Source organism: Burkholderia sp. APQ4-4ca, assembly GCF_057837105.1.
Window position 1 is genome coordinate 24,771 of record NZ_JBYQCG010000069.1, and the last position, 23,354, is coordinate 48,124.

The window sequence follows — 23,354 nt, forward strand, 5'->3', positions numbered from 1 at the left end:
CGTGGCTCAGGGAATGTTCAGATATTTGTGGGTCTGCATCGACAGCCGCCACTGCGGATGACGCTTGCACCAGTCGATCGCGAGCTTCGTGTTGAGGTCGCGCGACGGGCCGTCCATCGGCTGCACGAGAAAATACTCGAAATCGAGCTTCGCGTAATCGGCCAGCCGCTGGTTGTCCTGCGGCACGACGACTTTCAGTTCGTTGCCCTTCGTGACGACGAGCGGCGCATCGGCCTTCGGGCTCACGCAGATCCAGTCGATCGTGTCGAGCACCGGCAGCGAACCGTTGGTCTCGATCGCGATCTCGAAGCCGGCCGCATGCAGCGCGTCGACGAGCGGCTGATCGAGCTGCAGCATCGGCTCGCCGCCCGTGCAGACGACGAAGCGGTGCGCTTCGCCGTCCGGCCACAGGCCGGCGATCGTCGCGACGAGCGCGGCGGCGTCCTTGAACTTGCCGCCGTTCTCGCCGTCGGTACCGACGAAATCCGTATCGCAGAAGCGGCACACGGCCTCCGCACGATCCTCTTCGCGGCCCGACCACAGGTTGCAGCCGGCGAACCGGCAGAACACGGCCGGCCGGCCCGCATTCGCGCCCTCGCCCTGCAACGTGTAGAAAATTTCCTTGACCGCGTAAGTCATCGTGCTTCGTCCGGCTCGCGCCGCTCGTTGTCGATCAGAATCCGTTGTCAAGCGCTGCCCGCGCAGCCGCGTTACAGCGGCGCTTCGGTCACCCGCTCGCCCTTCAGGTAGGCCTCGTAGCCGCGCTTGCGCAGCTTGCAGGCCGGGCATTCGCCGCAGCCGAAGCCCCAGTCGTGCAGCTCCGCGCGCTCGCCCACGTAGCACGTGTGCGTCTCGACGCGGATCAGTTCGACGAGCGCGTCGCCGCCGAGCTGTTCGGCGAGCTGCCAGGTCTGCGCCTTGTCGAGCCACATCAGCGGCGTCTCGAGCACCATGCGCGTATCCATCCCGAGATTCAGCGCGACCTGCAGCGCCTTCATCGTGTCGTCGCGGCAGTCCGGATAGCCCGAAAAATCGGTTTCGCACATCCCGCCGACCAGCACGCGCAGCCCGCGGCGATAGGCGATCGCCGCGGCGATCGTCATGAACATCAGGTTGCGGCCCGGCACGAACGTGTTCGGCAGGCCGTTGGCCGTCGTCTCGATCTCGATCGTGCGCGTCATCGCGGTATCGCTGATCGCGCCGAGCACCGACAAGTCGATCATGTGATCGTCGCCGAGCCGATCCGACCACGCCGGAAACTTGTGCTTCAGCGCTTCGCGCACGCCTTCCCGGCACTCGAGTTCGACGCGATGACGCTGGCCGTAATCGAAGCCGAGCGTCTCGACCGTCTGGTAGCGTTCGAGGGCCCATGCCACGCACGTGGCGGAATCCTGCCCGCCGGAAAACAACACGAGCGCGCCGTCTTTAGCGTCTGTCCGAATCACCGTGATACTCCGTGAATGTATAGGCTCGCGTCGCACTGCGCCCGAGGCCGGCTGCCGCCGGGCGGCCGACGCGGCCGGCCTGCGCCGGCCCGACCAGTATAGGCAGCGCGGTGGGCCGCGAATGCGGCGGCGCGCTTATACCGCTCATCGCGGCATCGTTGCCGCGCGCCACGGCAGGCGAGCCGCGGGCAGCCTGCCATGCGCATGAAGCGATGCGCTAAGTCATTGAGCGGGCACGGATTTTATCATGCCCCGACGAATGCTGCCGGGCCTGCCGCCCACGACCCGCGATATCCACCACAAACGAAAAACCCCAAGAACCTTCCGATTCTTGGGGTTTTAAATGCTGGTGGCCTGGGACGGAATCGAACCATCGACACGCGGATTTTCAATCCGCTGCTCTACCAACTGAGCTACCGGGCCAACGAAGAATGAAAGTATATCGAGCTATCCGCCCCTGAGCAAGTGCTTTCGCGAAATATTTTACAGCGCGCCTTCCGACGGCTTCTTGCCGAGCTCGACGCCGAGCTGCTTGAGCTTGCGATACAGGTGCGTGCGCTCGAGGCCCGTCTTCTCCGCGACGCGCGTCATGCTGCCGTTCTCGCGCGCGAGGTGATATTCGAAGTACGCGCGCTCGAACGCATCGCGCGCCTCGCGCAACGGGATGTCGAACGGGATCGCGGCCGTCTGGCCCGCGACGCCGAGCGCCGACGCCATGTCGTCGCCGAGCGTCGGCAGCGCCGCCGCGGACGCCACCGCCGCCGGCCCCGCGGCCTGCCCGCCACCCGCCTTCGCCGCCGCGTTCGCGGACACCGGCGCCGCGCCGCGCGCAAGCCCGTGCTCGACCGACTTCAGCAGCTTCTGCAGCGCGATCGGTTTCTCGAGAAAATCGAGCGCGCCGATCTTGGTCGCCTCGACGGCCGTATCGATCGTCGCGTGCCCGGACATCATGATCACGGGCATCGTCAGCAGCCCCTGCGCCGCCCATTCCTTGAGCAGCGTGACGCCGTCGGTATCGGGCATCCAGATATCGAGCAGCACGAGATCGGGCGCCTGATTCAGCCGGTATTCCCGCGCAGCCTGCGCGTTCTCCGCCGCCTCGACGACATGTCCTTCATCGCTGAGGATCTCCGAGAGCAATTCCCGGATGCCCATTTCATCATCTACCACCAGGATGGTTGCCATTTACGCTGCCTTTGTCTGCTCACTTGCTTTTGTCTTGGCGGGAGTCGCCCCGTCCTGCGCACCCGGTACGGCGCCTGGCGTATCGCTCGCCATCTGCAGGAACAGGATCGACACCTGCGCACCCTCGACGGTCTCGCCGTGCATGCGATTGCGCAGATCGATCCGCGCGCCGTGCTCGTCAACGATTTTCTTGACCGTGGCCAGCCCGAGCCCCGTGCCCTTCGCCTTCGTCGTCACGTAAGGCTCGAACGCGCGGGTCAGGATGCGTGCCGGAAAACCGGGCCCGTTGTCGGACACCGTCAGACGCACCGCGACGCGCGTTTTGCCCTCGGCGTCGGGGTCGCCATATTCTACTGTCTTGGTTTCGATCAACACACGCGGATGCGCGGACTCCGCAACCGAATCCTGCGCATTCTGCAGCAGGTTGTGAATCACCTGGCGCAATTGCGTCGCGTCGCCGCGAATCACCGGCAGCGACGGCGCGAGTTCGGCGACGATCGGGCTCTTGCCTTCGCCGACGCCGTACAGCCCGAGCACCTCGCTCGCCAGTTCGTTCAACTGCAGGTTCGCGAGCACCGCCGGCGGCGTGCGCGCGTATTCGCGGAAATCGTCGACCATCCGCTTCATCGCGGCCACCTGGTTCACGATCATCGTCGCACCGCGCTTGAGCACGTCCGCGTCGGGCGGCGCGAGCTTGTCGGACAGCTTCATCTGCAGCCGCTCGGCCGACAGCTGGATCGGCGTCAGCGGATTCTTGATCTCGTGCGCGAGCCGCCGCGCGACCTCGCCCCACGCGACCGAACGCTGCGCGGAAATCACGTCGGAGATGTCGTCGAACACGACGACGTAGCCGGACGTCTGCGGGTCGTCGGCCTGCCCCTCGACCGTCGACACGAGCCGCGTGCCGCGCACGAGCAGCGTCAGCGGATCGGTTTCGCCCGGCACCTCGATCGCGAACTGCTGCTGCCAGTGGCCGCGATCGCCGCTGCCGCCGTCGGACGCCGCCTCGCGATCGGCGAACGCCTTGCGCACCATCGCGCCGAACCCGGCGGCCACGCCGATCCGGTCGAGCGTCGTGCCGATCAGCGAATTGAACGGCTGCCGGAAGATTCGCTCGGCGCCGCGATTGGCCGTCGTCAGCCGGAACTGGCGATCGAGCACGAACACGCCGGCCGTCAGGTTCGCGAGGATGCTCTCGAGATACGTCTTCGAATGCTCGAGCGCGATGCGGTTCTTCTCGACCGCGAGCCGCGCCTCGGACAACTGGCGCGTCATCGCGTTGAACGACTGCGTGAGGAAGCCGAGCTCGTCGCGCGTCTTGATCTCGCGCTTCGGCGTGTAGTCGCCTTCCGTGATCTCCTTCGTGCCCTGCGCGAGCAGGAACAGCGGCCGCGCGAGCTGCTGGCCGAGCGCGAGCGCGAGCATCATCGCGATGAAGGTCGCGAGGAACAGCGCGAGCGTCAGCGTGCCGATGTACATCTTGCGCAGGCCCGTGCGGCCGAGCGACTTTTCCTGGTATTCGCGATACGCACGCTGCACGGCGTCCGCGTTGTGCGCGAGCCCGGGCGGCACCGGCTGCGTGAGCTGCAGGAACCGCTCCGCCGGCTGCAGCAGCGACGTGGTCGCATCGGGAATCGGCCGCACGACGCGCAGCCGCAGCGCGCCCTTCGCGCCGTGCGCGCGCGGGTCGCCGTCGACCTCGCCCTCGATCGCCGCGTACGCGCCGTGTTCGCGCGCCTGGCTCAGCATCAGCGGTGTCGGCAGGTCGTCCGGAATCAGCGCCGCGAAATTGCCCGACGCCTGCGCGACGATGTGCAGGTCGGGCGCCGCGCCCGAGCCGCCGCGGCTCGGCTCGACGATCGTCGCGTCCTGCACGCCGAACTGGTCGCGCAGCCGCAGCAGCGTGAGCGTCGTGCCGTTCGTGTTCGCATCGACGCTCGCGAGCTGGTCGGACATCAGCCGCGCCTTCGTCTGCAGATCGGACAGCGATGCATCGAGCATCCCGCGGCCGAGGTTCAGGCCGGCCGTCAGCGCCGTCTCGACGTTCACGTCGAACCACGACTCGATACTGCGCGACACGAACTGGTACGACACGATGTAGATGATCCCGCCCGGCACCACGCCGACGAGCGCGAAGAACACCGCGAGCTTCGCGAGCAGCCGCGTGCCGAACTTGCCCTTCCGCAGGCGCGCGACGATCATCCCGATCAGCCCGAGCACCACGAGCAGGAACACGAGCGCGACGACGATGTTCGTCGCGTACAGCCACGAGTAGTAGCGGTCGAAGAATTCGGTGTTCGCGCTCGCGGCCGCGAGCAGCACGAGCAGCAGCAGCGCGGTCAGCGCGACCGTCGACACGATCACGCGAATGAGGAGGCTCTTCCCGCTGGCCGCGCGGCGCACTTTATTTAGCACGTTCGGTCACCGTGAAGTTGAAGCGCTTCCAGTCCGACCCGAGCGTCCAGTCGCGGTTGTTCACGGCATCGACCTGGAACGGCTTCGGCATCAGCGCCGTGTCGAGCTGCATCCGCACCGACGCCGTGTAGGTTTCGCCGACGCGCACCTGGTTGCGGTCGATCACGTGCCACGACGTGATGTGCCGGACCACCGCGAGCGCATCCTTCAGCGACGGGAAGCCGAGCTGCAGGCCGCCCGTCGACACGCGGTACTCGCGCGTGAGCGGCTGGAACGACAGGCGGATCGTCTGCGTGACCGACACCGGCTGCTCGTCGAACCAGTACCAGCGCGCGCGGCTCAGCTCGAAGTCGGTCGTGAAGTAAAGCGGGATGCCCTTGTTGACGGCATCCTCGAGGTTCGGATTCAGCTCGAAGTCGAACCGTGCGTCGAGGCTCCAGCCGCTTCCGTCGGACTGGAGCGATGCGCGCTGCACGGCGATCGATTCGGCATGCGCCGGCCGGACGACGGCCAGACACAGCGTCAACGCGACCAGCAAGACGGCCGCGAGCCGAAAGGGAAAAAGGTGTTTGATCGTCACCGTTTCTGAAACCGCGCGTAGAAAAATCCGTCGTGATCGGTGTTCTGGTCGAGTGCGCCGGCGGCCGCCCGTCCCTGCACGCCGCCCGGCAGCAGTTGGCCGGGGGCGTCCAATCGTACCGCATCTTCACAGGCCGCTTCAAACCAGCGGGCCTGCCCTTCGCCTTCCTCGGGGAAGATCGAGCAGGTCACGTAAAGCAGTTCGCCGCCCGGTTTCACGAGCGGCCACAGCGCCGACAGGATGCGCCGCTGCTCCGCGACCAGCGCCGGAATGTCGGCCTCGCGGCGCAGCCAGCGGATGTCGGGGTGGCGCCGCACGATGCCGGACGCCGAGCACGGCACGTCGGCCAGGATGCGATCGAACGGACGCCCGTCGTACCACGCTTCCGGCGCGCCGGCGTCGCCGACGCACACGTTCGCGGCGAGCGACAGGCGCACGAGGTTCTCGCCGATCCGCGCGGCGCGCGTCGCGTCGCTTTCGAGCGCCACGACCTCCGCATCGGCGAGTTCGAGAATATGGCCCGTCTTGCCGCCGGGCGCCGCGCACGCGTCGAGCACGCGCATGCCGTCGCGCGCGCCGAGCCATTCGGCCGCGAGCTGCGCGCCCGCGTCCTGCACCGACACCACGCCGTCGGCGAATCCCGGAATGCGATCCACCGGCAGCGCCGACGCGAGCCGCACCGCGTGCCGGCCGATCGCGGTCGCGTCGATTCCGTTCGCGCGCAGCGTGTCGAGATACCCATCGACACTCGCGCGGCGCGCATTCACGCGCAGCGTCAGCGGCCCCTGATGCTCGCCGGCCGCGAGGATCGCCTGCCACGCGTCGGGCCATGCGCGCTTCACCGCATCGACCCACCATGCGCGGTAGTTCCAGCGGGCGACCGGGTCGTCCTGCATCGCCGCGACGAGCGCGTCGCGCTCGCGCAGGAACCGGCGCAGCACCGCGTTGACCATTCCTTTCGCGAACGCGAATTCGCGCCGCGCCCCGATGACGGTGACGGCCTGGTCGACCACCGTGAACGCCGGGTACGCGGCCTCGTCCGCCGGATCGAGCAGCAGCGCGAACGCGCCGGCGAGCACCGCGTGCACGTGCGCGGGCGGCGCCTTGCTGACGAACTTGCCGATCAGCCAGTCCGCGCTGCCGAGGCGGCGCATCGTCCGGTAGGCGACATCCTGCGTCGCGCCGCGCGCGAGCGCCTGCGCACCGGACGGCATCTGCGCGAACACCGCCGACAGCGCCGCCGGCAACGCGGTGCCGCGTCGCACCGCATCGACCGCCTGCGCGGCAGCGTCGAGCGCGAAGCCGAGCGAATCGGGCGCCAGGTGCAGCGCAGCCAGGCGCGCCGGGCGGCCGGAAGTAGTGGGAGCGAAAGAACGAGGTCGTGTCATCGGTGCGGAATCGGCAAACAGGCGCGGCAATCGGTGCGGCAATCGGTGCGGCAAACACATGCGGCAAACGGCGGAATCGCAACCGCCAGACGGCCCGCGATCCCAAACCGCGCATTGTAGCGCGCGGCCATGCCGCCCCTTTGGCCCGTTTACGGCGCGCACAAATGAAACACCCCGCAGCGCGAAGCATGCGGGGTGGCGGGGCGACCCCGCGCGGCCGTTGCCGCACGGGTCCGCCGACGGGTCACTCGAAGCGGCCGGTGCGCGCCATCTCCATCAGGCGCGCGATGCGCTCCTCGGTGGCCGGGTGTGTCGAGAACAGGTTCTGCAGACCGCCGCCGTGCAGCGGGTTCATGATCATCATCTGCGCGGTGGCCGGATGCGCCTCGGCCGCCTGGAACGGGATGCCCGCCGCATAGCGGTGGATCTTGTCGAGCGCGGTGGCGAGCGACTGCGGATCGCCGGAAATCTGCGCGCCGCCGCGGTCGGCCTCGAACTCGCGCGCCCGTGAAATCGCCATCTGGATCAAGGCGCCGGCGATCGGCGCGAGCAGCGCGACCGCGATCCCCGCGATCGGGTTGGCCGGCCGCCCGTTCTCGTCGCGCCCGCCAAAGAACATCGCGAAGTTGGCGAGCGCCGAGATCGCGCCCGCCATCGTCGCGGTGATCGTCGAGATCAGGATGTCGCGGTGCTTCACGTGCGCGAGCTCGTGCGCCATCACGCCGCGCATCTCGCGCTCCGACAGCACGCGCAGGATGCCCGTCGTCGCGGCGACCGCCGCGTGCTCGGGGTTGCGGCCCGTCGCGAACGCGTTCGGTGCGTCCTCGTTGATCAGATAGACGCGCGGCATCGGCAGGTTCGCGCGCGTGGCCAGCTCGCGCACCATCCGGTAGAACTGCGGCGCCGTGTTCTCGTCGACTTCCTGCGCGTTGTACATGCGCAGCACCATCTTGTCCGAGAACCAGTACGAGAAGAAATTCATGCCGAGCGCGAACAGCAGCGCGATCGTCATGCCGCGCGAGCCGCCGATCATCCCGCCGATCACGATGAACAGGGCCGTGATCGCGGCCATCAGCATCGCCGTTTTGACCCAATTGAACATACCCACTCCTTATCCGTCAGGGGACCCGCCGCGCATCACAGCGCACGGCGGAAAATTGTAAGCGATTTGTTAGATAAGGTCTTGCCGGAAAAATTCAATCTCAGCGTTGCGAAGCTGCAAGACGAAGGCCGAGGCCGACGAAAGCGCTGCCGACCGTGCGGTCGAGCCACTTCCTGACGCCCGGCTTGCCGGAAAAGCGCTGCGTGACGCTGCCCGCCACCCACGCGACCCCGCTCGTCCAGACCGTGCTCATCGCGACGAACACCGCCCCGAGGGTCAGAAACGCCCAGGCCTTGTGCGGACTGTCGGCCGACACGAACTGCGGAAAGAACGACACGAAGAACAGCACGACCTTCGGATTCAGCACGTTGGTCCAGAAACCCTGCATGAACAACTGGCGCAGCGGCTTGGCGGCCGCTACCCGCGCGGCTTCGGCGCCCGATGGCGCGGCGGCCTGCTTCGCGACGATCATCCGCACGCCGAGATAGATCAGGTACGCGGCGCCGACCAGCTTGATCACCGTGAACGCGGTTGCCGACGCGGCCAGCAGCGCGGTCAGGCCGAACGCGCAGGCGAGCGCGTGCACGCAGCAGCCGGCCGAAATGCCGAACGCCGACATCAGCCCCGCGCCGCGCCCCTGCGCGACGCTGCGGCCGACGATGTAGGCCGTATCGGGACCAGGCGTGATGTTCAGCAGGAAAACCGCGAACACGAAGAAGCCGAAATGGGTGATGCCGAACATGAAAACCTCGAAACCGGAGAGCGCAGGGAAATTCTACGCGCGCCTGCCGCCCCACGCGACTCGGCCGTCCGGCTAGTTGCGCCGGGCCGGCGGATCGGGTCGAATGGCGCTCAGGTCCTGTCAGTCGGCGTCTGGCAGCGCGAAACGCTGGCCGGCGACGAGCGGCGAACCGGCGAGAAATTCCCGAGCGGGCAGCCGCTTGCCGCCCGGCTTCTGCAACTGGGTCACGCGCAGCGCACCGCTGCCGCACGCGACCACCACGCCTTCCGGCGCGGCTTCGACGATCGTGCCGGGCGCCGCGTCGGCACTCGGGCCGCGCGCCGCCACGGGCTCCGCCGCCCACAGCTTGATGGCCGCGCCATCGAGCGTCGCGACGCCGCCCGGGAACGGATCGAACGCACGCACCTGGCGCGCGAGCACGTCGGCCGGCTTGCGCCAGTCGAGCGCCGCTTCGTGCTTGCCGATCTTTTCCGCGTAGGTCACGCCGTCGGCCGGCTGGGGCGTCGCCGGCAGCGTGCCGTCGCGCTCGAGCCGCACGAGCGCGTCGACGATCAGCCGCGCGCCGTCGGCGGCGAGGCGATCGTGCAGCGTCGCGGTCGTATCGTCGGGCGCGATCGCGAGGCGCGCCTCCTCGATCATCGCGCCGGTGTCGAGGCCGGCATCCATCTGCATCAGCGTGACGCCCGTCTCGGGGTCGCCGGCCTCGATCGCACGATGGATCGGCGCGGCGCCGCGCCAGCGCGGCAGCAGCGACGCATGGATGTTGATGCAGCCGGCGCGCGGGATGTCGAGCACTTCCTGCGGCAGCAGCAGGCCGTACGCGGCCACCACCATCACGTCGTGCGGCGTCGTGCGCAGCAGCTCGATCGCGTCGGCCGCCTCCGCCGGGTACTTGCCCGCGCGGCGCAGCGACGGCGGCTGCGCGACGGTCATCCCGTGCTCGACGGCGTAGCGCTTCACGGCGCTCGCCTGGAGTTTCATCCCGCGCCCGGCCGGGCGATCGGGCTGGGTGAGCACGAGCGGCACCGGGAAACCGGCCTCGTGGATCGCGGCAAGGGCAGCCGCGGCGAATTCCGGCGTGCCGGCAAAAATCACGCGCAACGTATGGGTCATGACAGCGTTCGGGGTCGGGCTGGGCGCACGCGCATCACATCGCGCGTTCGAGTTTCTTCATCTTCGTCTTGATACGCGTCTGCTTGAGCGGCGACAGGTATTCGACGAACACGCGGCCCATCAGGTGATCCATCTCGTGCTGCACGCACACCGCGAGCAGCCCTTCGCAGTCGAGCTCGAACGTCTCGCCCTGCTCGTTGAGCGCGCGCACGCGCACGTGGTCGGGGCGCTCGACTTCGTCGTAAATGCCGGGCACCGACAGGCAGCCTTCTTCATAGGTCTGCTTCGCGTCGCTCGACCACACGATTTCCGGGTTGATGAACGCGCGCAGCTCGTTCTTCTCCTCGGAGACGTCGATCACGATCACGCGCTCGTGCACGTCGACCTGCGTGGCCGCCAGGCCGATGCCGGGCGCCGCGTACATGGTCTCGGCCATGTCGGCGACGAGCTTGCGGATCCGGTCGTCGACCTTGTCGACGGGCTTCGCGACCTTGTGCAGCCGCTTGTCGGGGTAATGAAGAATATTGAGCAAAGCCATGGTGTTCGGTATTCGGTGGAGCGGCGCGCCGCATCGGCCATCCGGCCGGCTGGCGCCGCCGCCGGGATGCAATGAAGATGAGGCGGATGCGTGGCATATCAATGCCGCGGATCGCGCCTCCTGCAATCGGCCGGGCGCCTGCGCGCACGGCCCTGTCGAGTATTTCGGATGATGAAAATTTTATCATGGCGCCACGCGCTCCGCTGGCTGCCGCATTGGAGGACAGCCTCATGTCCCCGCAAGCGCTGACGCCCGCCGCGCTGCGCGCCTGGCTGCAGCTCGCGCATGCGCCCGGTCTCCCGCCCGCCGTGCTGCAGGTGCTGCTCGAGGTATTCGGCTCGCCGGAGGCGTTACTGTGCGCGTCCGACGAAGCCATCGCCGCCGTGAGCAGCCCCGCCGCCGCGCAGGCCGTGCGCACGAGCGAGCGCGCCGATCTCGATACGCGCACGCGCGCCGCGCTCGCATGGCTCGACGGCCCGGGCAACGTGCTCGTCACGCTGAGCGACCCGGCCTACCCGCCGCGGCTGCGCGACCTGCACGATCCGCCGCCGCTGCTATATGTAAAGGGGCGGCTCGACCTGCTGCACGCACGCGGCCTCGCCATCGTCGGCAGCCGCCATGCGACGCCGCAGGGGCTCGCCGACGCCACGCATTTCGCCCACGCGTTGTCCGACGCGGGCCTCACGATCGTCTCGGGCCTGGCGCTCGGGATCGACGGCGCCGCGCATCGTGGCGGGCTCGACGGCCGCTCGGGCACCGTCGCGGTGATCGCGACGGGCGCCGATCTCGTCTATCCGGCGCGGCACCGCGCGCTCGCCCACGAGATCGCCGCGCACGGCGCGATCGTGTCGGAATGGCCGCTCGGCACGCCGGCCCGCGCCGCGCATTTCCCGCAGCGCAACCGGCTGATCGCCGCGCTCGCGATCGGCGTGCTCGTCGTCGAGGCCGCCCCGCGCTCGGGCTCGCTGATCACCGCGCGGCTCGCGAACGAACTGGGGCGCGATGTGTTCGCGATGCCCGGTTCGATCCACGCCCCGCTCGCGCAGGGCTGCCACGCGCTGATCCGCGACGGCGCAAAGCTCACCGCGGCGCCGCTCGACGTGCTCGAGGAATACGGGCTCGGCGAGCCGGCCGCGCGCGCGACGGTCGGCGCGGCGCGGGCCGGCAACCCGGGCCCGAACGGGGGCGAAATTCGCGAGCCCGAAGCTGACGGCGTCGCGCAACCGGATCGCGCCGCCGCATCCGCCGCGCCGCCCCGCATCGAAGCCCCGCCACCGGGCAACCCGTCGGAACAGGTCGTGCTCGCCGCGCTGGGATACGGCCCCGTGACGTACGAATGGCTCGCCGAGCACAGCGGCCTGTCCGACGACGTGCTGCACGGTGCGCTGCTCGCGCTGGAACTGGCCGGCCGCGTCGCGAGCGTCGCCGGCGGACGCTTCACGCGGCTTGACCCGGCGCCCACCCCGTCCGCGCGGGGCGTGCTACATTCCCCGGCATAGGGGCGGCCCGGCCGCCGACGCAACCCAAGGAATGCCATGCCCGCGCTGAATCTCGACACCGACGCAGATCGGATCGCCGAGCGCCTCGCCGATCCCGGCACGTTGCTGGTCGCGTGCCTGTGCGCCGACTGGTGCGGCACGTGCCGCGACTACCGGACCGCCTTCGACCAGCTCGCCGATGCGCATCCGGACGCCTGCTTCGCGTGGATCGACATCGAAACCCATGCCGACCGGCTCGACGATCTCGACGTCGAGAACTTCCCGACCATCCTGATCGAGGATGCCCACACCGCGCGCTTCTTCGGCACGGTGCTGCCGCACGCGGCGATCGTCGAGCGCATGCTGTCCGACCTGAGCGCGGTGCCCGGTGCGCCGCACGCACCGAAATTGCGCGACGTCCTGAACGTCGAAGCCTGAATCCGCGGGCCGGCGCGGCGGTTTGGCGCAGGTTTGCGCGCCCCACCGCGCCCGGCGCTTGCCGCCGTTGCGGCCCCCCTCTATGATGAGCCGCTTTTTACACGCTGAGCCGCCGTCGCTGCGGCGTGTGCTATAAAGCGGTCGTAAAAGGGACCCACACCGGCGAACCCGGTCTACCAACACACACCTGTCATGTCCAAAGCACTGATCATTGCGGAAAAGCCTTCTGTCGCGAACGACATCGCACGCGCTTTGGGCGGCTTTACCAAGCATGACGAGTATTACGAGAGCGACGATTTCGTCCTTTCGTCCGCTGTCGGCCACCTGCTGGAAATCGCCGCCCCGGAGGAGTACGAGGTCAAGCGCGGGAAATGGAGCTTCGCGCATCTGCCCGTCATTCCCCCGCATTTCGACCTGAACCCGATCGCAAAAAGCGAGTCGCGCCTCAAGGTGCTCACGAAGCTGATGAAGCGCAAGGACGTCGACCGCCTGATCAACGCATGCGACGCGGGGCGCGAAGGCGAGCTGATTTTCCGCCTGATCGCGCAGCACGCGAAGGCGAAGCAGCCGGTCCAGCGCCTGTGGCTGCAATCGATGACGCCGCAGGCGATCCGCGACGGTTTCGCGAACCTGCGCAGCGACTCGGACATGCAGCCGCTCGCCGACGCCGCGCGCTGCCGCTCGGAAGCCGACTGGCTCGTCGGGATCAACGGCACGCGTGCGATGACCGCGTTCAACAGCAAGGGCGGTGGCTTTTTCCTGACCACCGTCGGCCGCGTTCAGACGCCAACGTTGTCGATCGTCGTCGAACGGGAAGAGAAAATCCGCCGCTTCGTCCCGCGCGACTACTGGGAAGTGAAGGCCGAATTCGCGTGCGCGGGCGGCTTCTACGAAGGCAAGTGGTACGACCCGAAATTCAAGCGCGACGAATTCGATCCGGAAAAGCGCGACTCCCGTCTGTGGAGCCTGCCGGCCGCCGAAACGATCGTTGCCGCCTGCCGCGACCAGGTCGGCACGGTGTCCGAGGAATCGAAGCCGTCGACCCAACTGTCGCCGCTGCTGTTCGACCTGACGAGCCTGCAGCGCGAGGCGAACAGCCGCTTCGGCTTCTCGGCGAAGAACACGCTCGGCCTCGCGCAGGCGCTGTATGAAAAGCACAAGGTGCTGACCTACCCGCGTACCGACGCGCGCGCGCTGCCGGAAGACTACCTGTCCACGGTCCAGTCCACGCTGGAGATGCTCAAGGAAAGCAACAACTATCTGCCGCACGCGAAGCAGGTGCTCGACAAGGGCTGGGTGAAGCCGAACAAGCGGATCTTCGACAACTCGAAGATCAGCGACCACTTTGCCATCATCCCGACGCTGCAGGCGCCGAAATCGCTGTCCGAGCCGGAGCAGAAGCTGTACGACATGGTCGTGAAGCGCTTCCTCGCGGTGTTCTTCCCGGCAGCCGAATTCCGCGTGACGACGCGCATCACCGAAGTCGCCGGCCATCACTTCAAGACCGAAGGCAAGGTGCTCGTCGAACCGGGCTGGCTGCAGGTGTACGGCCGCGATGCCGAAGGCGCGGACGCGAACCTCGTGCCGGTGCAGAAGGACGAGAAGGTGAAGACGGACGAAATCGCCGCCGTCGCGCTCGTGACCAAGCCGCCCGCACGCTACTCGGAAGCGACGCTGCTGTCCGCGATGGAAGGCGCCGGCAAGCTGGTCGAGGACGACGAGCTGCGCGAGGCGATGGCCGCGAAGGGCCTCGGCACGCCGGCCACCCGGGCGGCGATCATCGAAGGTCTGCTCGGCGAGAAGTACCTGCTGCGCGAGGGCCGCGAACTGATCCCCACCGCGAAGGCGTTCCAGCTGATGACGCTGCTGCGCGGCCTCGGCGTGAAGGAACTCACCGCGCCCGAGCTCACCGGCGAATGGGAATACAAGCTGTCGCAGATGGAGCGCGGCAATCTCGGCCGCGACGCGTTCATGCAGGAAATCGCCCGCATGACGCAGCAGATCGTCAAGCGCGCGAAGGAATACGATTCCGACACGATCCCCGGCGACTACGCGACCCTTCAGACGCCGTGCCCGAATTGCGGCGGCCAGGTGAAGGAAAACTACCGCCGCTTCGCGTGCACGAAGTGCGACTTCTCGATCTCGAAGATCCCGGGCAGCCGGCAGTTCGAGATCCCGGAAGTCGAGGAGCTGCTGCAGAAGAAGGAAATCGGGCCGCTGTCCGGGTTCCGCAGCAAGATGGGCCGCCCGTTCTCGGCGATCCTCAAGCTGTCCTTCGACGACGAGACGAAGAACTACAAGCTCGAGTTCGATTTCGGCCAGGACCAGGGCGGCGAGGAAGGCGAAGCGCCCGACTTCTCCGCGCAGGAACCGGTCGGCGCGTGCCCGAAATGCAAGGGCCGCGTGTTCGAGCACGGGATGAGCTACGTGTGCGAGCACTCGGTCGCTAACCCGAAGACCTGCGACTTCCGCTCGGGCAAGGTGATCCTGCAGCAGGAAATCACGCGCGAGCAGATGGGCAAGCTGCTGGCCGACGGCCGCACGGATCTGCTGCCGGGCTTCAAGTCGTCGCGTACCGGCCGCAACTTCAAGGCGTTCCTCGTGAAGCAGCCGGACGGCAAGATCGGCTTCGAGTTCGAGAAGAAGGAACCGAAGGCGGCCGCGGCGAAGAAGACGGCCAAATCGGCGACGAAGGATGCCGAAACCGTGACCGAAGGCGTCGAAGAGAAACCGGCGCCGGCACGCAAGACCGCCGCCCGCAAGACGACGGCGCGCAAGACGGGTTCGTGACGGCCCGGCCGCCGGGCGCCGCTTCGGGCGCGCCCGGCGCCGGCACGCAGCCATAAAAAAACGCGGATCGATCGATCCGCGTTTTTTATTTGCGCCGGCGTAGCGCTACCGGGCGCCGAGCCGTTACAGCGGCGACGGCACCGCCACGCGCGCGCGCGGCGAGCGCGCCATCCGCGGCTGCAGGTTCGGATCGGTCGATTCGGGCTGCTCGGCACGCATCTCGACGCCGATCGGCGGCACCGTCGCGCTCTGCGCGGCCCATTGTTCGCCCATCGTCGCGTCGGTGGAGTGGCTGAAATGCTCGACGAGGTGGTCGATGAACGTGCGCACCTTCGCCGGCAGATGGCGCCGGCTCGGGTAGGCGATGTTGATCTCGACCTGCGGCAGCCGAAAATCCGGCAGCAGCCGCACGAGCGCGCCGCGCGCGATGTCGCTGCCGATCAGGTAGCTCGGCAGGATCGCGACGCCCATCCCGAGCAGCGCGAACTGGCGCAGCATCGCGGTGTTGTTCGCGACGATCACGTTGGTCGGGCGCACGCGCACTTCGCCGTCCGGCCCGGTGAACACACGCTCGTCGCCCCAGTATTCGGTCGGCAGGCTCAGGGCCGGGTGCTCGGCGAGCTGTTCCGGATGAATCGGCACGCCGTGCTTCTCCAGATAGCTGGGCGTCGCGCACACGGTCATGCAACCGGTGGTCAGGCGCCGCGTGACGATGCTCGCGCTACGCATCTGGCGCGTGACCACGATGCCGACGTCGAAGCCTTCCTCGACGAGATCGACCTGCCGGTCGACCAGCGTGAGATCGGGCACCACCTTCGGGAAATTCTCCGTGTACGACTGCAGCACGGGGGCGAGGTTGTGCAGGCCGAACACGACCGGCGCGACGATGCGCAGCGTGCCGACCGGCTCGTGATTGCGGGCGACGACCATCTGCTCGACGTCCTCGAGCTCGTCGAGGATCTGGCGGGCACGCTCCAGATAGACCTGACCCGACTCCGTCAGGGAGAGGCTGCGCGTGGTGCGGTTAAGCAAACGCGTGCCGAGCCGGCCTTCCAGATCGGCGACGTGGCGCGTCGCGACCGCGTTGGAGATATCCATTGCGCTCGCGGCCCGCGCGAAACTGCCGAGATCTGCAACCTTGACGAACACGCGCATCGACTGCAAATGATCCATAACGACTCCTGCCGCTGTTACAACTTCAAAAAGATGATGCAAATGCGTAATTCTCCTACGACAGCGGAAATGATGCAGAGTTGCTCAACAAGGGGCCGGTTGACGATAAAAATAGTCAAAAATCCTCGCCTTCTGCGGATACTTGATCCAATTATTCTGCTTGAAGCAACAATTGGGTGAACCTCGTCGAGTAAGCGGCCGAATCAGGAAGGACGTGTTCGATGCGACACAACAGCGCACCCCTTTGCACGGCGCGGGAGCGGCGCCCGGGGCGGCGGAAGCCGATTGCGGCGGAGCGTAACAACCTGTTAAAAAGACACCATGAAGGCGGCCGACGTTGCATCATGTCGGCCCCGGCCGGGCGAGACGGGCGCGCAAGCTGCGCCGCCGCCCTGCCGCTTTCAACGCGCGACACCCCGTTCACCATGAAAATTGCCATCCTCGACGACTACCAGGACGCCGTCCGCAAGCTGAACTGCTTCGAGATGCTCGCCGGCCACGACGTAAAGGTCTTCAACAATACGGTGCGCGGCCTCGGACAGCTCGCCAGCCGTCTGGCGGAAGTCGAGGCGCTCGTGCTGATTCGTGAACGAACCCCGATTACGTCGCAGTTGCTCGCCAAGCTGCCGAATCTGCGCATGATCAGCCAGACCGGCCGCGTGTCGAGCCACATCGATCTCGACGCGTGTACCGACCGCGGCATCGCGGTGCTCGAAGGCACCGGTTCGCCGGTCGCGCCGGCCGAGCTGACCTGGGCGCTCGTGATGGCCGCCCAGCGCCGCATTCCGCAATACGTCGCGAACCTGAAACAGGGTGCTTGGCAGCAGTCGGGCCTGAAGACGTCGGCGCTGCCGCCGAACTTCGGCCTCGGCCAGGTGCTGCGCGGCCAGACGCTCGGCATCTGGGGCTACGGCAAGATCGGCCGGCTCGTCGCCGGTTACGGCAAGGCGTTCGGGATGAACGTGCTGATCTGGGGCCGCGAGCATTCGCTCGAAGCCGCGCGCGCCGACGGCTATACGGCCGCCGGGAGCCGCGAGGCGCTGTTCGAGCAGAGCGACGTGCTGTCGCTGCACCTGCGCCTGCACGACGACACGCACGGGATCGTGAAGCAGGAAGACCTGATGCGGATGAAGCCGACGTCGCTGCTCGTCAATACGAGCCGCGCCGAGCTGCTCGAGGAAAACGCACTCGTCAACGCGCTGTCGCACAACCGTCCGGGAATGGTCGCGATCGACGTGTTCGAAAGCGAGCCGATCCTGCAGGGCTACAGCCTGCTGCGGATGGAAAACGTGATCTGCACGCCGCACATCGGCTACGTCGAACGCGAAAGCTACGAGCTGTATTTCAGTGCCGCATTCCGCAACATTCTCGCGTTCGACGACGGCGACATGTCGAGCGTCGCCAACCCGGAAGCGCTGACGCCGATCCGCAAGCGCTGATCGCCACGGGCTGCGCGCGTCGCGCGGCCCGTGGCTCTCCCGAGTGATCGTCAGGCGGCCACGCGGCCGCCCGTCATCGCGCCGACGCGCGTGAGGAAGTGCTCGCCGTCGCGCCGCCCGAGATCGTACGCATGCCGCATCTGCGACGGGCTCGTGTAATCCCAGCTCGAAATCGGCACCTTGCTCGACGGCTGCACATACAGCCGCCGCTGGTCGCCATGCGCGACCGTGAACATCCGCGGACGCGGATACAGCCGGGTGACGAGCACCAGCACGTCGCCCGGCGACGGATCGAGCGCATCGACCGGCACGTTGTCGACCATCCCGCCGTCGAGCACCGGCCGGCCGCCGCGCCGCAGCACCGGCGTGAACGGCGGCGTGCAGGACGACTGCAGGATCAGGTCGGCGAGTTCGTCGACGTGTGCGCAGGCCTGCGCGCGCACGAATTCCGGCCGAAAGCCGAGCGTGCGCCCGAGCGTCGGGTGCAGCGTCTTGCGCACGTACTTTTCGATGTTGTATGCGACGAGGCCGGCCGCGACCGCGCTGCGCGCGCCGAGCCAGCGCGGCACGTGCGACACGCCGATGCGGATCTCCGGCGCCGCGGCGAGCTTCGCGAACGGCTCGCCGTAGATGTCGAGCAGCGCCTGGCGGTAGATCCGGTAATGCGGAAATACGGGCTCCCGCCCGAACAGGTTGCCCCAGTACGCGTTCTTCCGGTTGTGGCGCAGCGCCTCTTCGTAATAGCGCATCACCCACGCGGCATCGCGCGTATACAGCATGCAGGCGGTGGCCGCGCCGGCCGAGATGCCGGTGATCACGCGCGGGCGCAGGCCGAGGGCCGGCTGCGCGACGTCCCAGAAGCCGGCCTGCCACCAGCAGCGATTGCCGCCGCCCGCAAAGACGATCTGGTCGAACATCGCGCCGCTCAGCCGACGAGCGCGTAGGTCGACGTCGCGTGGACGGCCATCTTGCCGTCCTCGTCGAACAGCTCGACTTCGCCGAACACGAGATTGCGGCCCATCCGCAGCACGCGCGCGGTGACCAGCACGTCGCCCTTGCGCACGGGACGCATGAAGTTCGTGTTCAGCGACACGGTCGTCATCGGGCGGAATTCGCCGAGCGCGGCCGAAATCGCGACCACCATCGCGGTGTCGGCCGCCGCCGTGAACACCTGGCCGCAGATCACGCCGCCCGAATGACGGAACTCGCCGGAAAACGGCAGGCGCAGCGTGACGCTGTCGTCGCCGATCGACACGGGGACCAGACCCAGCGAGCGGACCCACGGGGCCAGCAGGCGATCCAGCAATTCGCGGACTGCGTTTTCGTCCATCTTCGAGTGTCCAGAAAGCGTTGCGCGACCGCCGCGCAACGCGTGTGGCGTCATCATACCGGGAGCGCGCGAACTGCGACCGCTCGTTACCGCGCCGACAGCCGTCGTTGCCTCGACGAAATATTTTCGGGAAATTCGCAGAAAGGGCTTGCCATGCCCTGAAAACCCCGGCATAATCTTTCTTCTGTTGGGGGCGTTAGCTCAGTTGGTAGAGCAGCGGACTCTTAATCCGTAGGTCGAGTGTTCGAGTCACTCACGCCCCACCAGGAATTCCAAAGGCCGGTCAGCGAAAGCTGACCGGCCTTTTTCCGTTTTGGCGGCCCCACTCGCGACGCATATCTTCCGCGCCGGTACGCGAGCGCACGCCCGTTGCGCATCGTTTCCGCTAGAATCGTCCGACAAATATCACACGACCGGCGCCACGCATCGTCGTTGGCCCGCCGGCACTGAGAGAGCATGGGACGTCAGACATGGAAGCATGTGAACGACGCGCGACCATTCAGAGGGCATGGTTGCGCCAATATCGGTCCGTCCGTCGCGATGGGCCGCGCACCCGGGCACACCCGAATCCGTGCGATGCACGAACCGGATCGCGTCATGCCGGGTAAGGACGCGCTGGTCGCGCTGACGATCGGTGTCGTCCTGTTCGTGCTGGCCGGCGTACTGGCCATCACCGCCAGCCGGGAACCCGGCCACCTGGTCCGCGCGCCGGGCACGGTCGTGCGCATCGTCCAGGACAGCGATGCGATGCGCGCATATCGGCCGATCGTCGCGTACCTCGCGAACGACGGCCAGCGCCGCGAAGTCGCCGGCAATACCGCGTCGACGGTCCCCGCCTACGACATCGGCGAGAACGTCGACGTCCTGCTCGACCCCGACCACCCCGAGCGCCCCGCGCTGATCGACGATTTCACGCAACGCTGGTTTCCGGTGGCCGTGCCGGCGCTGCTCGCCGTCGCGTCGTTCGCGATCGGCGGCCTGCTGATTGCCGGCGAGCGTCGTCGCCGGCAATCGGACCCGGCGCCGCCGCGCGCCGCACGCAAGCGGGCACGACGCCGCTGGGATGTCGCGATCGTGCTGATTCCGATCGCGATCGGCACGGGCTTCCTCGCCGGCGCCGGCGCGGCCGGCCTGCATCAGTGGCAGATCGTCCACCACTATGCGCGCTCGACCGGCCACGTGGTCGAGAGCGCGAAAAACGGGCGGTCACGCACGACGCTATATTCGGCCGTCGTCGCGTTCACCACCGACAGCGGGCAGCTGATCACGTTCGCCCAGGGCCCGGCGTCGTCGCACCCGGGCCTGCACGAAGGCGATGCGGTCAACGTGCTGTACGATCCCGTCACCCCCGAGCGTGCGCTCGTCGACCGCTTCTGGGATCGCTGGGGCCTCACGGCCATCCTGTTCGCGATCGGTGCGCCGTTCCTTGCAGCGGGGTTGTTCATCGCCGCGACGTTATGGCCCGACCACCACCGTCCGCACGAAGCCGCTCAATGACGCACGCGCGGCGCGGCACGCGGCACGACGTGCGCGTCAGCGCTCCCTGAACGCCTCCACCTTCGCGCGATTTCCGCACGTGCGCATGTCGCACCAGCGCCGCCCGACACCGCGGCCGCGATCGACGAAGAACCACGTACACCGGCCACACTGCCGCACGCGCGCGAAATCGTCGCTGCGCATCAGATCCTCGAAGCCGAGCGCGACCGCATCGATCCAGCGCGACGCGGCACGCGCATCGGGCCGCCACGCGAAGCGGCCGCCGATGGCGTCGAACGCGCTGCGCCCGATCGCGTCGCGGATCGCCACCGCGAGCCGGTCCGCCGCGCGCGCGCCCGCGCTGCCGCCGCCTTCGGCCGTCAGATACGCGATCGCCGCGTACGCGTCGTCGCGAAAGCGGTGCAGCGCCGCCAGTTCCTCGGAGCCGTCCTGCCGAGGATGGCGCAGCAGCCGCGCCAGATCGTCCGGCGCCAGCAACCCCGCCTTCCCGGCCCATGCACGCACGGCTGGCCAGTCGACGAGCTTGTCTTCATCGCGTGTCTTGCCCGTGTCGGCCACCGTGTTGAGAAAGTCGAGCGCCGGATGGCCGCCGACGAAATCGGCCGCGCGCCAGTCATGCCCTTGTCGTGCCGGGTCGGATCGAGTAACCATTTATTCTCACCTATTCAGTTTCATATCCGGACAATCCGGCGTAACCTGTTAACAACCAAAACAGGTTATCACGGAGAAGCCGATGCTCGAACTCCCGAACCGCTTCACTTTCGAAGGCCACCGGATTGCATGGGGCACGCTCGGCGAAGGCCCGCCGCTCGTGCTCGTGCACGGCACGCCGTTTTCGTCGCAGGTATGGCGCCGGATCGCGCCGTGGCTCGCGCGGCGCCACCGCGTGTATTTCTACGACCTGCTCGGCTACGGGCAGTCCGACATGCCGGACGCCGACGTATCGCTGGGCCGCCAGAACGCGCTGTTCGGCGCACTGCTGAACGAATGGAAACTCGCGCGGCCGCGCGTGCTCGCGCACGACTACGGCGGCGCCACCGTGCTGCGCGCGCACTTTCTCGACGGCATCGCGTATGCGGATCTCACGCTCGTGAATCCGGTCGCGATCGCGCCGCAAGGCTCGCCGTTCGTGCGCCACGTCGCGCAGCACGAAGCCGCGTTCACGGGCTTGCCCGCGTATGCGCACCATGCGCTCCTGTCGGCTTATATCAGCCAGGCCGTCGCGCGACCGTTGAGCGACGACGCGCTGTCGGTCTACCGTGAACCGTGGCTCCCGCCGGCCGGGCAGGCCGCGTTCTATCGCCAGATCGCGCAGATGCGCCAGCGCTACATCGAGGAAGCGGAGGCCCGCTACGCGCCGCCGGATTTTCCGGTACGCATCGTCTGGGGCGAGGACGACGTGTGGATTCCGCTGGAGCAAGGGCAGGCGCTCGCCGACCGCATCGCGAACGGCCAGTTGATCCGGGTCCCGAACGCGGGCCATCTGGTTCAGGAGGATGCGCCGGAAGCGATCGTCGCCGCCGTGCTCGATGGGTACATGCCCGGCTGAGCATGACCGTATCGCGCAACGCGTGCCGCGTCAGAACCCCGGCACGCGTTGCGCGAGCGTCGCGACGAACTTCGCGGTGCGCGGGTCGCGCGGTCGGCAGAACACGTCGCGCGATGCGCCGGCCTCGACGATGCGGCCGTCGGCAAGGAACCCCGCATCGTGCGCGATCGACGCGGCCAGACGCAGGTCGCGCGTGGCCATCAGCATCGTCGTGCCTTCGCGCGCGAGCTGGCGCAACACCTCGACCACTTCGACGGACAACGCCGGATCAGGCGCCGACGTCGGCTCGTCGCTCAGCCGCACCTGCGAAGACGGCGCAAACGTCCTGCACATCGCTTACCACGGCAGCGAATACGTCTTCGTATTCGTGAAGCTCTTCATCGCTTCCTGCACGCCTTCCTTGTATCCGAGCCCCGAATCCTTCACGCCGCCGAACGGCGTCAGTTCGAGCCGATAGCCGGGCACCTCGCGTACGTTCACGCTGCCGACTTCCAGCTCGGTGATGAAGCGCGTGATGTGGTCGAAGCGGTTCGTGCACACCGACGACGACAGCGCGTAGTCGGTGCTGTTCGACATCCGGATCGCTTCGTCGATGTCGCGAAAGCGCATGATCGGCGACACCGGGCCGAAGGTTTCATGCTTCACCAGCGGCATGTCGGGCGTCACGCGATCGACGACGGTCGGCGAATACAGCGCGCCGTCGCGCACGTTGCCGACCAGCAGCCGCGCCCCGCGCGCGATCGCGTCGTTCACCTGCCGCTCGCAGAACTTCGCGGCCGCTTCGTCGATCACCGTGCCCATGTCGACCGACGGATCGGACGGATTGCCGTACGACCACGCGCGCGTCTTCTCGACGACGAGTTCCGTGAAGCGATCGGCCACCGCCTCGTGCACGAGCATCCGCTTGATCGCCGTGCAGCGCTGCCCCGAATTCCTGTACGAGCCCGACACCGCGAGCGTGCTCGCTTCGTCGAGATCGGCATCTTCCATCACGATGATCGGATCGTTGCCGCCGAGTTCGAGCACCGCGCGCCGGTAGCCCATTCGCGCGGCGATCGACTTGCCGATCGACACGCCGCCGGTGAACGTGATCATGTCGATCGCCGCGTTCGTGATCAGCTCGTCGGCAATTTCCTTCGGGTCGCCGGTGAT

21 protein-coding genes, 2 tRNA genes and 1 pseudogene are annotated in these 23,354 nt (G+C 67.7%); 7 read left to right on the top strand and 17 right to left on the bottom strand.

What is annotated here, in order from left to right:
* Positions 1–6: 6 nt before the first annotated feature.
* The 11 genes from queE to def form a co-directional block, all read right to left on the bottom strand.
* A complete protein-coding gene (queE, locus tag AC3IFE_RS05210; RefSeq protein ID WP_050011126.1) occupies positions 7–639 on the bottom strand; it encodes a 7-carboxy-7-deazaguanine synthase in 633 nt (210 codons plus the stop codon).
* Between the two features lie 71 nt (positions 640–710).
* Complete coding sequence (gene queC / locus AC3IFE_RS05215; RefSeq protein WP_069618229.1) at positions 711–1,445, bottom strand: 7-cyano-7-deazaguanine synthase QueC; 735 nt, start codon at positions 1,443–1,445, stop codon at positions 711–713.
* Positions 1,446–1,792: 347 nt separating this feature from the next.
* A tRNA-Phe gene (locus tag AC3IFE_RS05220) sits at positions 1,793–1,868 on the bottom strand.
* A gap of 60 nt (positions 1,869–1,928) precedes the next feature.
* Positions 1,929–2,630, bottom strand: coding sequence for a response regulator transcription factor EsaR (gene esaR, locus AC3IFE_RS05225; protein ID WP_489189797.1), 702 nt, complete (start codon positions 2,628–2,630; stop codon positions 1,929–1,931).
* Positions 2,631–5,045, bottom strand: a complete 2,415-nt coding sequence (gene esaS / locus AC3IFE_RS05230) for a sensor histidine kinase EsaS (protein WP_301740181.1) — start codon at positions 5,043–5,045, stop codon at positions 2,631–2,633. It lies immediately after the preceding gene.
* The gene (locus AC3IFE_RS05235; protein WP_089468749.1) at positions 5,035–5,625 is read right to left on the bottom strand and encodes a DUF4390 domain-containing protein; all 591 of its coding nucleotides are present in this window, start codon (positions 5,623–5,625) and stop codon (positions 5,035–5,037) included. Before AC3IFE_RS05235 ends, esaS begins: the two co-directional genes overlap by 11 nt.
* Positions 5,622–7,013 carry a 16S rRNA (cytosine(967)-C(5))-methyltransferase RsmB gene (rsmB, locus tag AC3IFE_RS05240; RefSeq protein WP_489189798.1) on the bottom strand — a complete coding sequence of 464 codons (1,392 nt, stop codon included), beginning with the start codon at positions 7,011–7,013 and terminating at the stop codon, positions 5,622–5,624. The genes AC3IFE_RS05235 and rsmB overlap by 4 nt, the downstream gene beginning before the upstream one ends.
* 244 nt (positions 7,014–7,257) lie before the next feature.
* The gene (htpX, locus tag AC3IFE_RS05245) at positions 7,258–8,115 is read right to left on the bottom strand and encodes a zinc metalloprotease HtpX (RefSeq protein ID WP_011546484.1); all 858 of its coding nucleotides are present in this window, start codon (positions 8,113–8,115) and stop codon (positions 7,258–7,260) included.
* A gap of 100 nt (positions 8,116–8,215) precedes the next feature.
* Positions 8,216–8,857: a LysE family translocator gene (locus tag AC3IFE_RS05250; RefSeq protein WP_089468750.1), complete on the bottom strand. Its 642-nt coding sequence runs from the start codon at positions 8,855–8,857 to the stop codon at positions 8,216–8,218.
* Between the two features lie 120 nt (positions 8,858–8,977).
* Positions 8,978–9,970, bottom strand: a complete 993-nt coding sequence (gene fmt / locus AC3IFE_RS05255) for a methionyl-tRNA formyltransferase (RefSeq protein WP_489189799.1) — start codon at positions 9,968–9,970, stop codon at positions 8,978–8,980.
* 34 nt (positions 9,971–10,004) lie between these two features.
* On the bottom strand, positions 10,005–10,508 hold the full coding sequence (gene def, locus AC3IFE_RS05260; protein ID WP_006485794.1) for a peptide deformylase: 504 nt from the start codon (positions 10,506–10,508) through the stop codon (positions 10,005–10,007).
* Positions 10,509–10,693: 185 nt separating this feature from the next.
* Between def and dprA the strand changes: the two genes are divergently transcribed.
* From dprA to AC3IFE_RS05275, 3 genes are all read left to right on the top strand, one after another.
* Positions 10,694–12,007, top strand: a complete 1,314-nt coding sequence (dprA, locus tag AC3IFE_RS05265) for a DNA-processing protein DprA (RefSeq protein ID WP_489189800.1) — start codon at positions 10,694–10,696, stop codon at positions 12,005–12,007.
* Positions 12,008–12,043: 36 nt separating this feature from the next.
* Complete coding sequence (locus AC3IFE_RS05270) at positions 12,044–12,424, top strand: thioredoxin family protein (protein WP_050011119.1); 381 nt, start codon at positions 12,044–12,046, stop codon at positions 12,422–12,424.
* A gap of 192 nt (positions 12,425–12,616) precedes the next feature.
* Positions 12,617–15,214 carry a DNA topoisomerase III gene (locus AC3IFE_RS05275; RefSeq protein ID WP_089468753.1) on the top strand — a complete coding sequence of 866 codons (2,598 nt, stop codon included), beginning with the start codon at positions 12,617–12,619 and terminating at the stop codon, positions 15,212–15,214.
* Positions 15,215–15,337: 123 nt separating this feature from the next.
* Here the strand turns inward: AC3IFE_RS05275 and AC3IFE_RS05280 are convergent, their stop codons facing one another.
* Entirely contained in the window at positions 15,338–16,387 is a 1,050-nt protein-coding gene (locus AC3IFE_RS05280; RefSeq protein ID WP_089468754.1) for a LysR family transcriptional regulator, read from the bottom strand.
* A gap of 425 nt (positions 16,388–16,812) precedes the next feature.
* Here AC3IFE_RS05280 and AC3IFE_RS05285 point away from each other — a divergent pair, with 425 nt between their 5' ends.
* Complete coding sequence (locus AC3IFE_RS05285; protein ID WP_489189801.1) at positions 16,813–17,826, top strand: D-2-hydroxyacid dehydrogenase family protein; 1,014 nt, start codon at positions 16,813–16,815, stop codon at positions 17,824–17,826.
* 50 nt (positions 17,827–17,876) lie between these two features.
* On the opposite strand, the gene AC3IFE_RS05290 is transcribed toward AC3IFE_RS05285, so the two are convergent.
* Together AC3IFE_RS05290 and AC3IFE_RS05295 are read right to left on the bottom strand one after the other, a co-directional pair.
* Positions 17,877–18,743, bottom strand: a complete 867-nt coding sequence (locus AC3IFE_RS05290) for a patatin-like phospholipase family protein (RefSeq protein ID WP_489189802.1) — start codon at positions 18,741–18,743, stop codon at positions 17,877–17,879.
* Between the two features lie 8 nt (positions 18,744–18,751).
* Entirely contained in the window at positions 18,752–19,156 is a 405-nt protein-coding gene (locus AC3IFE_RS05295) for a PaaI family thioesterase (protein ID WP_031399646.1), read from the bottom strand.
* A gap of 190 nt (positions 19,157–19,346) precedes the next feature.
* Here AC3IFE_RS05295 and AC3IFE_RS05300 point away from each other — a divergent pair.
* Both AC3IFE_RS05300 and AC3IFE_RS05305 read left to right on the top strand, forming a co-directional pair.
* A tRNA-Lys gene (locus tag AC3IFE_RS05300) sits at positions 19,347–19,422 on the top strand.
* A 331-nt stretch (positions 19,423–19,753) separates the two neighbouring features.
* Positions 19,754–20,653 (top strand): DUF3592 domain-containing protein, encoded by a 900-nt coding sequence (locus AC3IFE_RS05305; protein WP_489189803.1) that lies wholly within the window; start codon positions 19,754–19,756, stop codon positions 20,651–20,653.
* Positions 20,654–20,689: 36 nt separating this feature from the next.
* Here the strand turns inward: AC3IFE_RS05305 and AC3IFE_RS05310 are convergent, their stop codons facing one another.
* Positions 20,690–21,304, bottom strand: a complete 615-nt coding sequence (locus tag AC3IFE_RS05310) for a CGNR zinc finger domain-containing protein (protein ID WP_489189804.1) — start codon at positions 21,302–21,304, stop codon at positions 20,690–20,692.
* 82 nt (positions 21,305–21,386) lie between these two features.
* Here AC3IFE_RS05310 and AC3IFE_RS05315 point away from each other — a divergent pair, with 82 nt between their 5' ends.
* Complete coding sequence (locus AC3IFE_RS05315) at positions 21,387–22,202, top strand: alpha/beta fold hydrolase (RefSeq protein ID WP_489189805.1); 816 nt, start codon at positions 21,387–21,389, stop codon at positions 22,200–22,202.
* A gap of 30 nt (positions 22,203–22,232) precedes the next feature.
* Here the strand turns inward: AC3IFE_RS05315 and AC3IFE_RS05320 are convergent.
* A pseudogene (locus tag AC3IFE_RS05320) lies at positions 22,233–22,538 on the bottom strand (ATP-binding cassette domain-containing protein); the annotation flags it as partial.
* Positions 22,539–23,354, bottom strand: an 816-nt coding sequence (locus AC3IFE_RS05325) for an aldehyde dehydrogenase family protein (RefSeq protein ID WP_489189806.1), incomplete at its 5' end; no start/stop codon positions are given.

Excerpts from the sequence above, each read along its gene's own strand:
- queE (WP_050011126.1), bottom strand. The coding sequence starts at position 639 with ATGACTTACGCGGTCAAGGAAATTTTCTACACGTTGCAGGGCGAGGGC.
- esaR (WP_489189797.1), bottom strand. The coding sequence starts at position 2,630 with ATGGCAACCATCCTGGTGGTAGATGATGAAATGGGCATCCGGGAATTG.
- rsmB (WP_489189798.1), bottom strand. The coding sequence starts at position 7,013 with ATGACACGACCTCGTTCTTTCGCTCCCACTACTTCCGGCCGCCCGGCG.
- htpX (WP_011546484.1), bottom strand. The coding sequence starts at position 8,115 with ATGTTCAATTGGGTCAAAACGGCGATGCTGATGGCCGCGATCACGGCC.
- AC3IFE_RS05250 (WP_089468750.1), bottom strand. The coding sequence starts at position 8,857 with ATGTTCGGCATCACCCATTTCGGCTTCTTCGTGTTCGCGGTTTTCCTG.
- fmt (WP_489189799.1), bottom strand. The coding sequence starts at position 9,970 with ATGACCCATACGTTGCGCGTGATTTTTGCCGGCACGCCGGAATTCGCC.
- def (WP_006485794.1), bottom strand. The coding sequence starts at position 10,508 with ATGGCTTTGCTCAATATTCTTCATTACCCCGACAAGCGGCTGCACAAG.
- dprA (WP_489189800.1), top strand. The coding sequence starts at position 10,694 with ATGGCGCCACGCGCTCCGCTGGCTGCCGCATTGGAGGACAGCCTCATG.
- AC3IFE_RS05270 (WP_050011119.1), top strand. The coding sequence starts at position 12,044 with ATGCCCGCGCTGAATCTCGACACCGACGCAGATCGGATCGCCGAGCGC.
- AC3IFE_RS05275 (WP_089468753.1), top strand. The coding sequence starts at position 12,617 with ATGTCCAAAGCACTGATCATTGCGGAAAAGCCTTCTGTCGCGAACGAC.
- AC3IFE_RS05280 (WP_089468754.1), bottom strand. The coding sequence starts at position 16,387 with ATGGATCATTTGCAGTCGATGCGCGTGTTCGTCAAGGTTGCAGATCTC.
- AC3IFE_RS05285 (WP_489189801.1), top strand. The coding sequence starts at position 16,813 with ATGAAAATTGCCATCCTCGACGACTACCAGGACGCCGTCCGCAAGCTG.
- AC3IFE_RS05290 (WP_489189802.1), bottom strand. The coding sequence starts at position 18,743 with ATGTTCGACCAGATCGTCTTTGCGGGCGGCGGCAATCGCTGCTGGTGG.
- AC3IFE_RS05295 (WP_031399646.1), bottom strand. The coding sequence starts at position 19,156 with ATGGACGAAAACGCAGTCCGCGAATTGCTGGATCGCCTGCTGGCCCCG.
- AC3IFE_RS05305 (WP_489189803.1), top strand. The coding sequence starts at position 19,754 with ATGCCGGGTAAGGACGCGCTGGTCGCGCTGACGATCGGTGTCGTCCTG.
- AC3IFE_RS05310 (WP_489189804.1), bottom strand. The coding sequence starts at position 21,304 with ATGGTTACTCGATCCGACCCGGCACGACAAGGGCATGACTGGCGCGCG.
- AC3IFE_RS05315 (WP_489189805.1), top strand. The coding sequence starts at position 21,387 with ATGCTCGAACTCCCGAACCGCTTCACTTTCGAAGGCCACCGGATTGCA.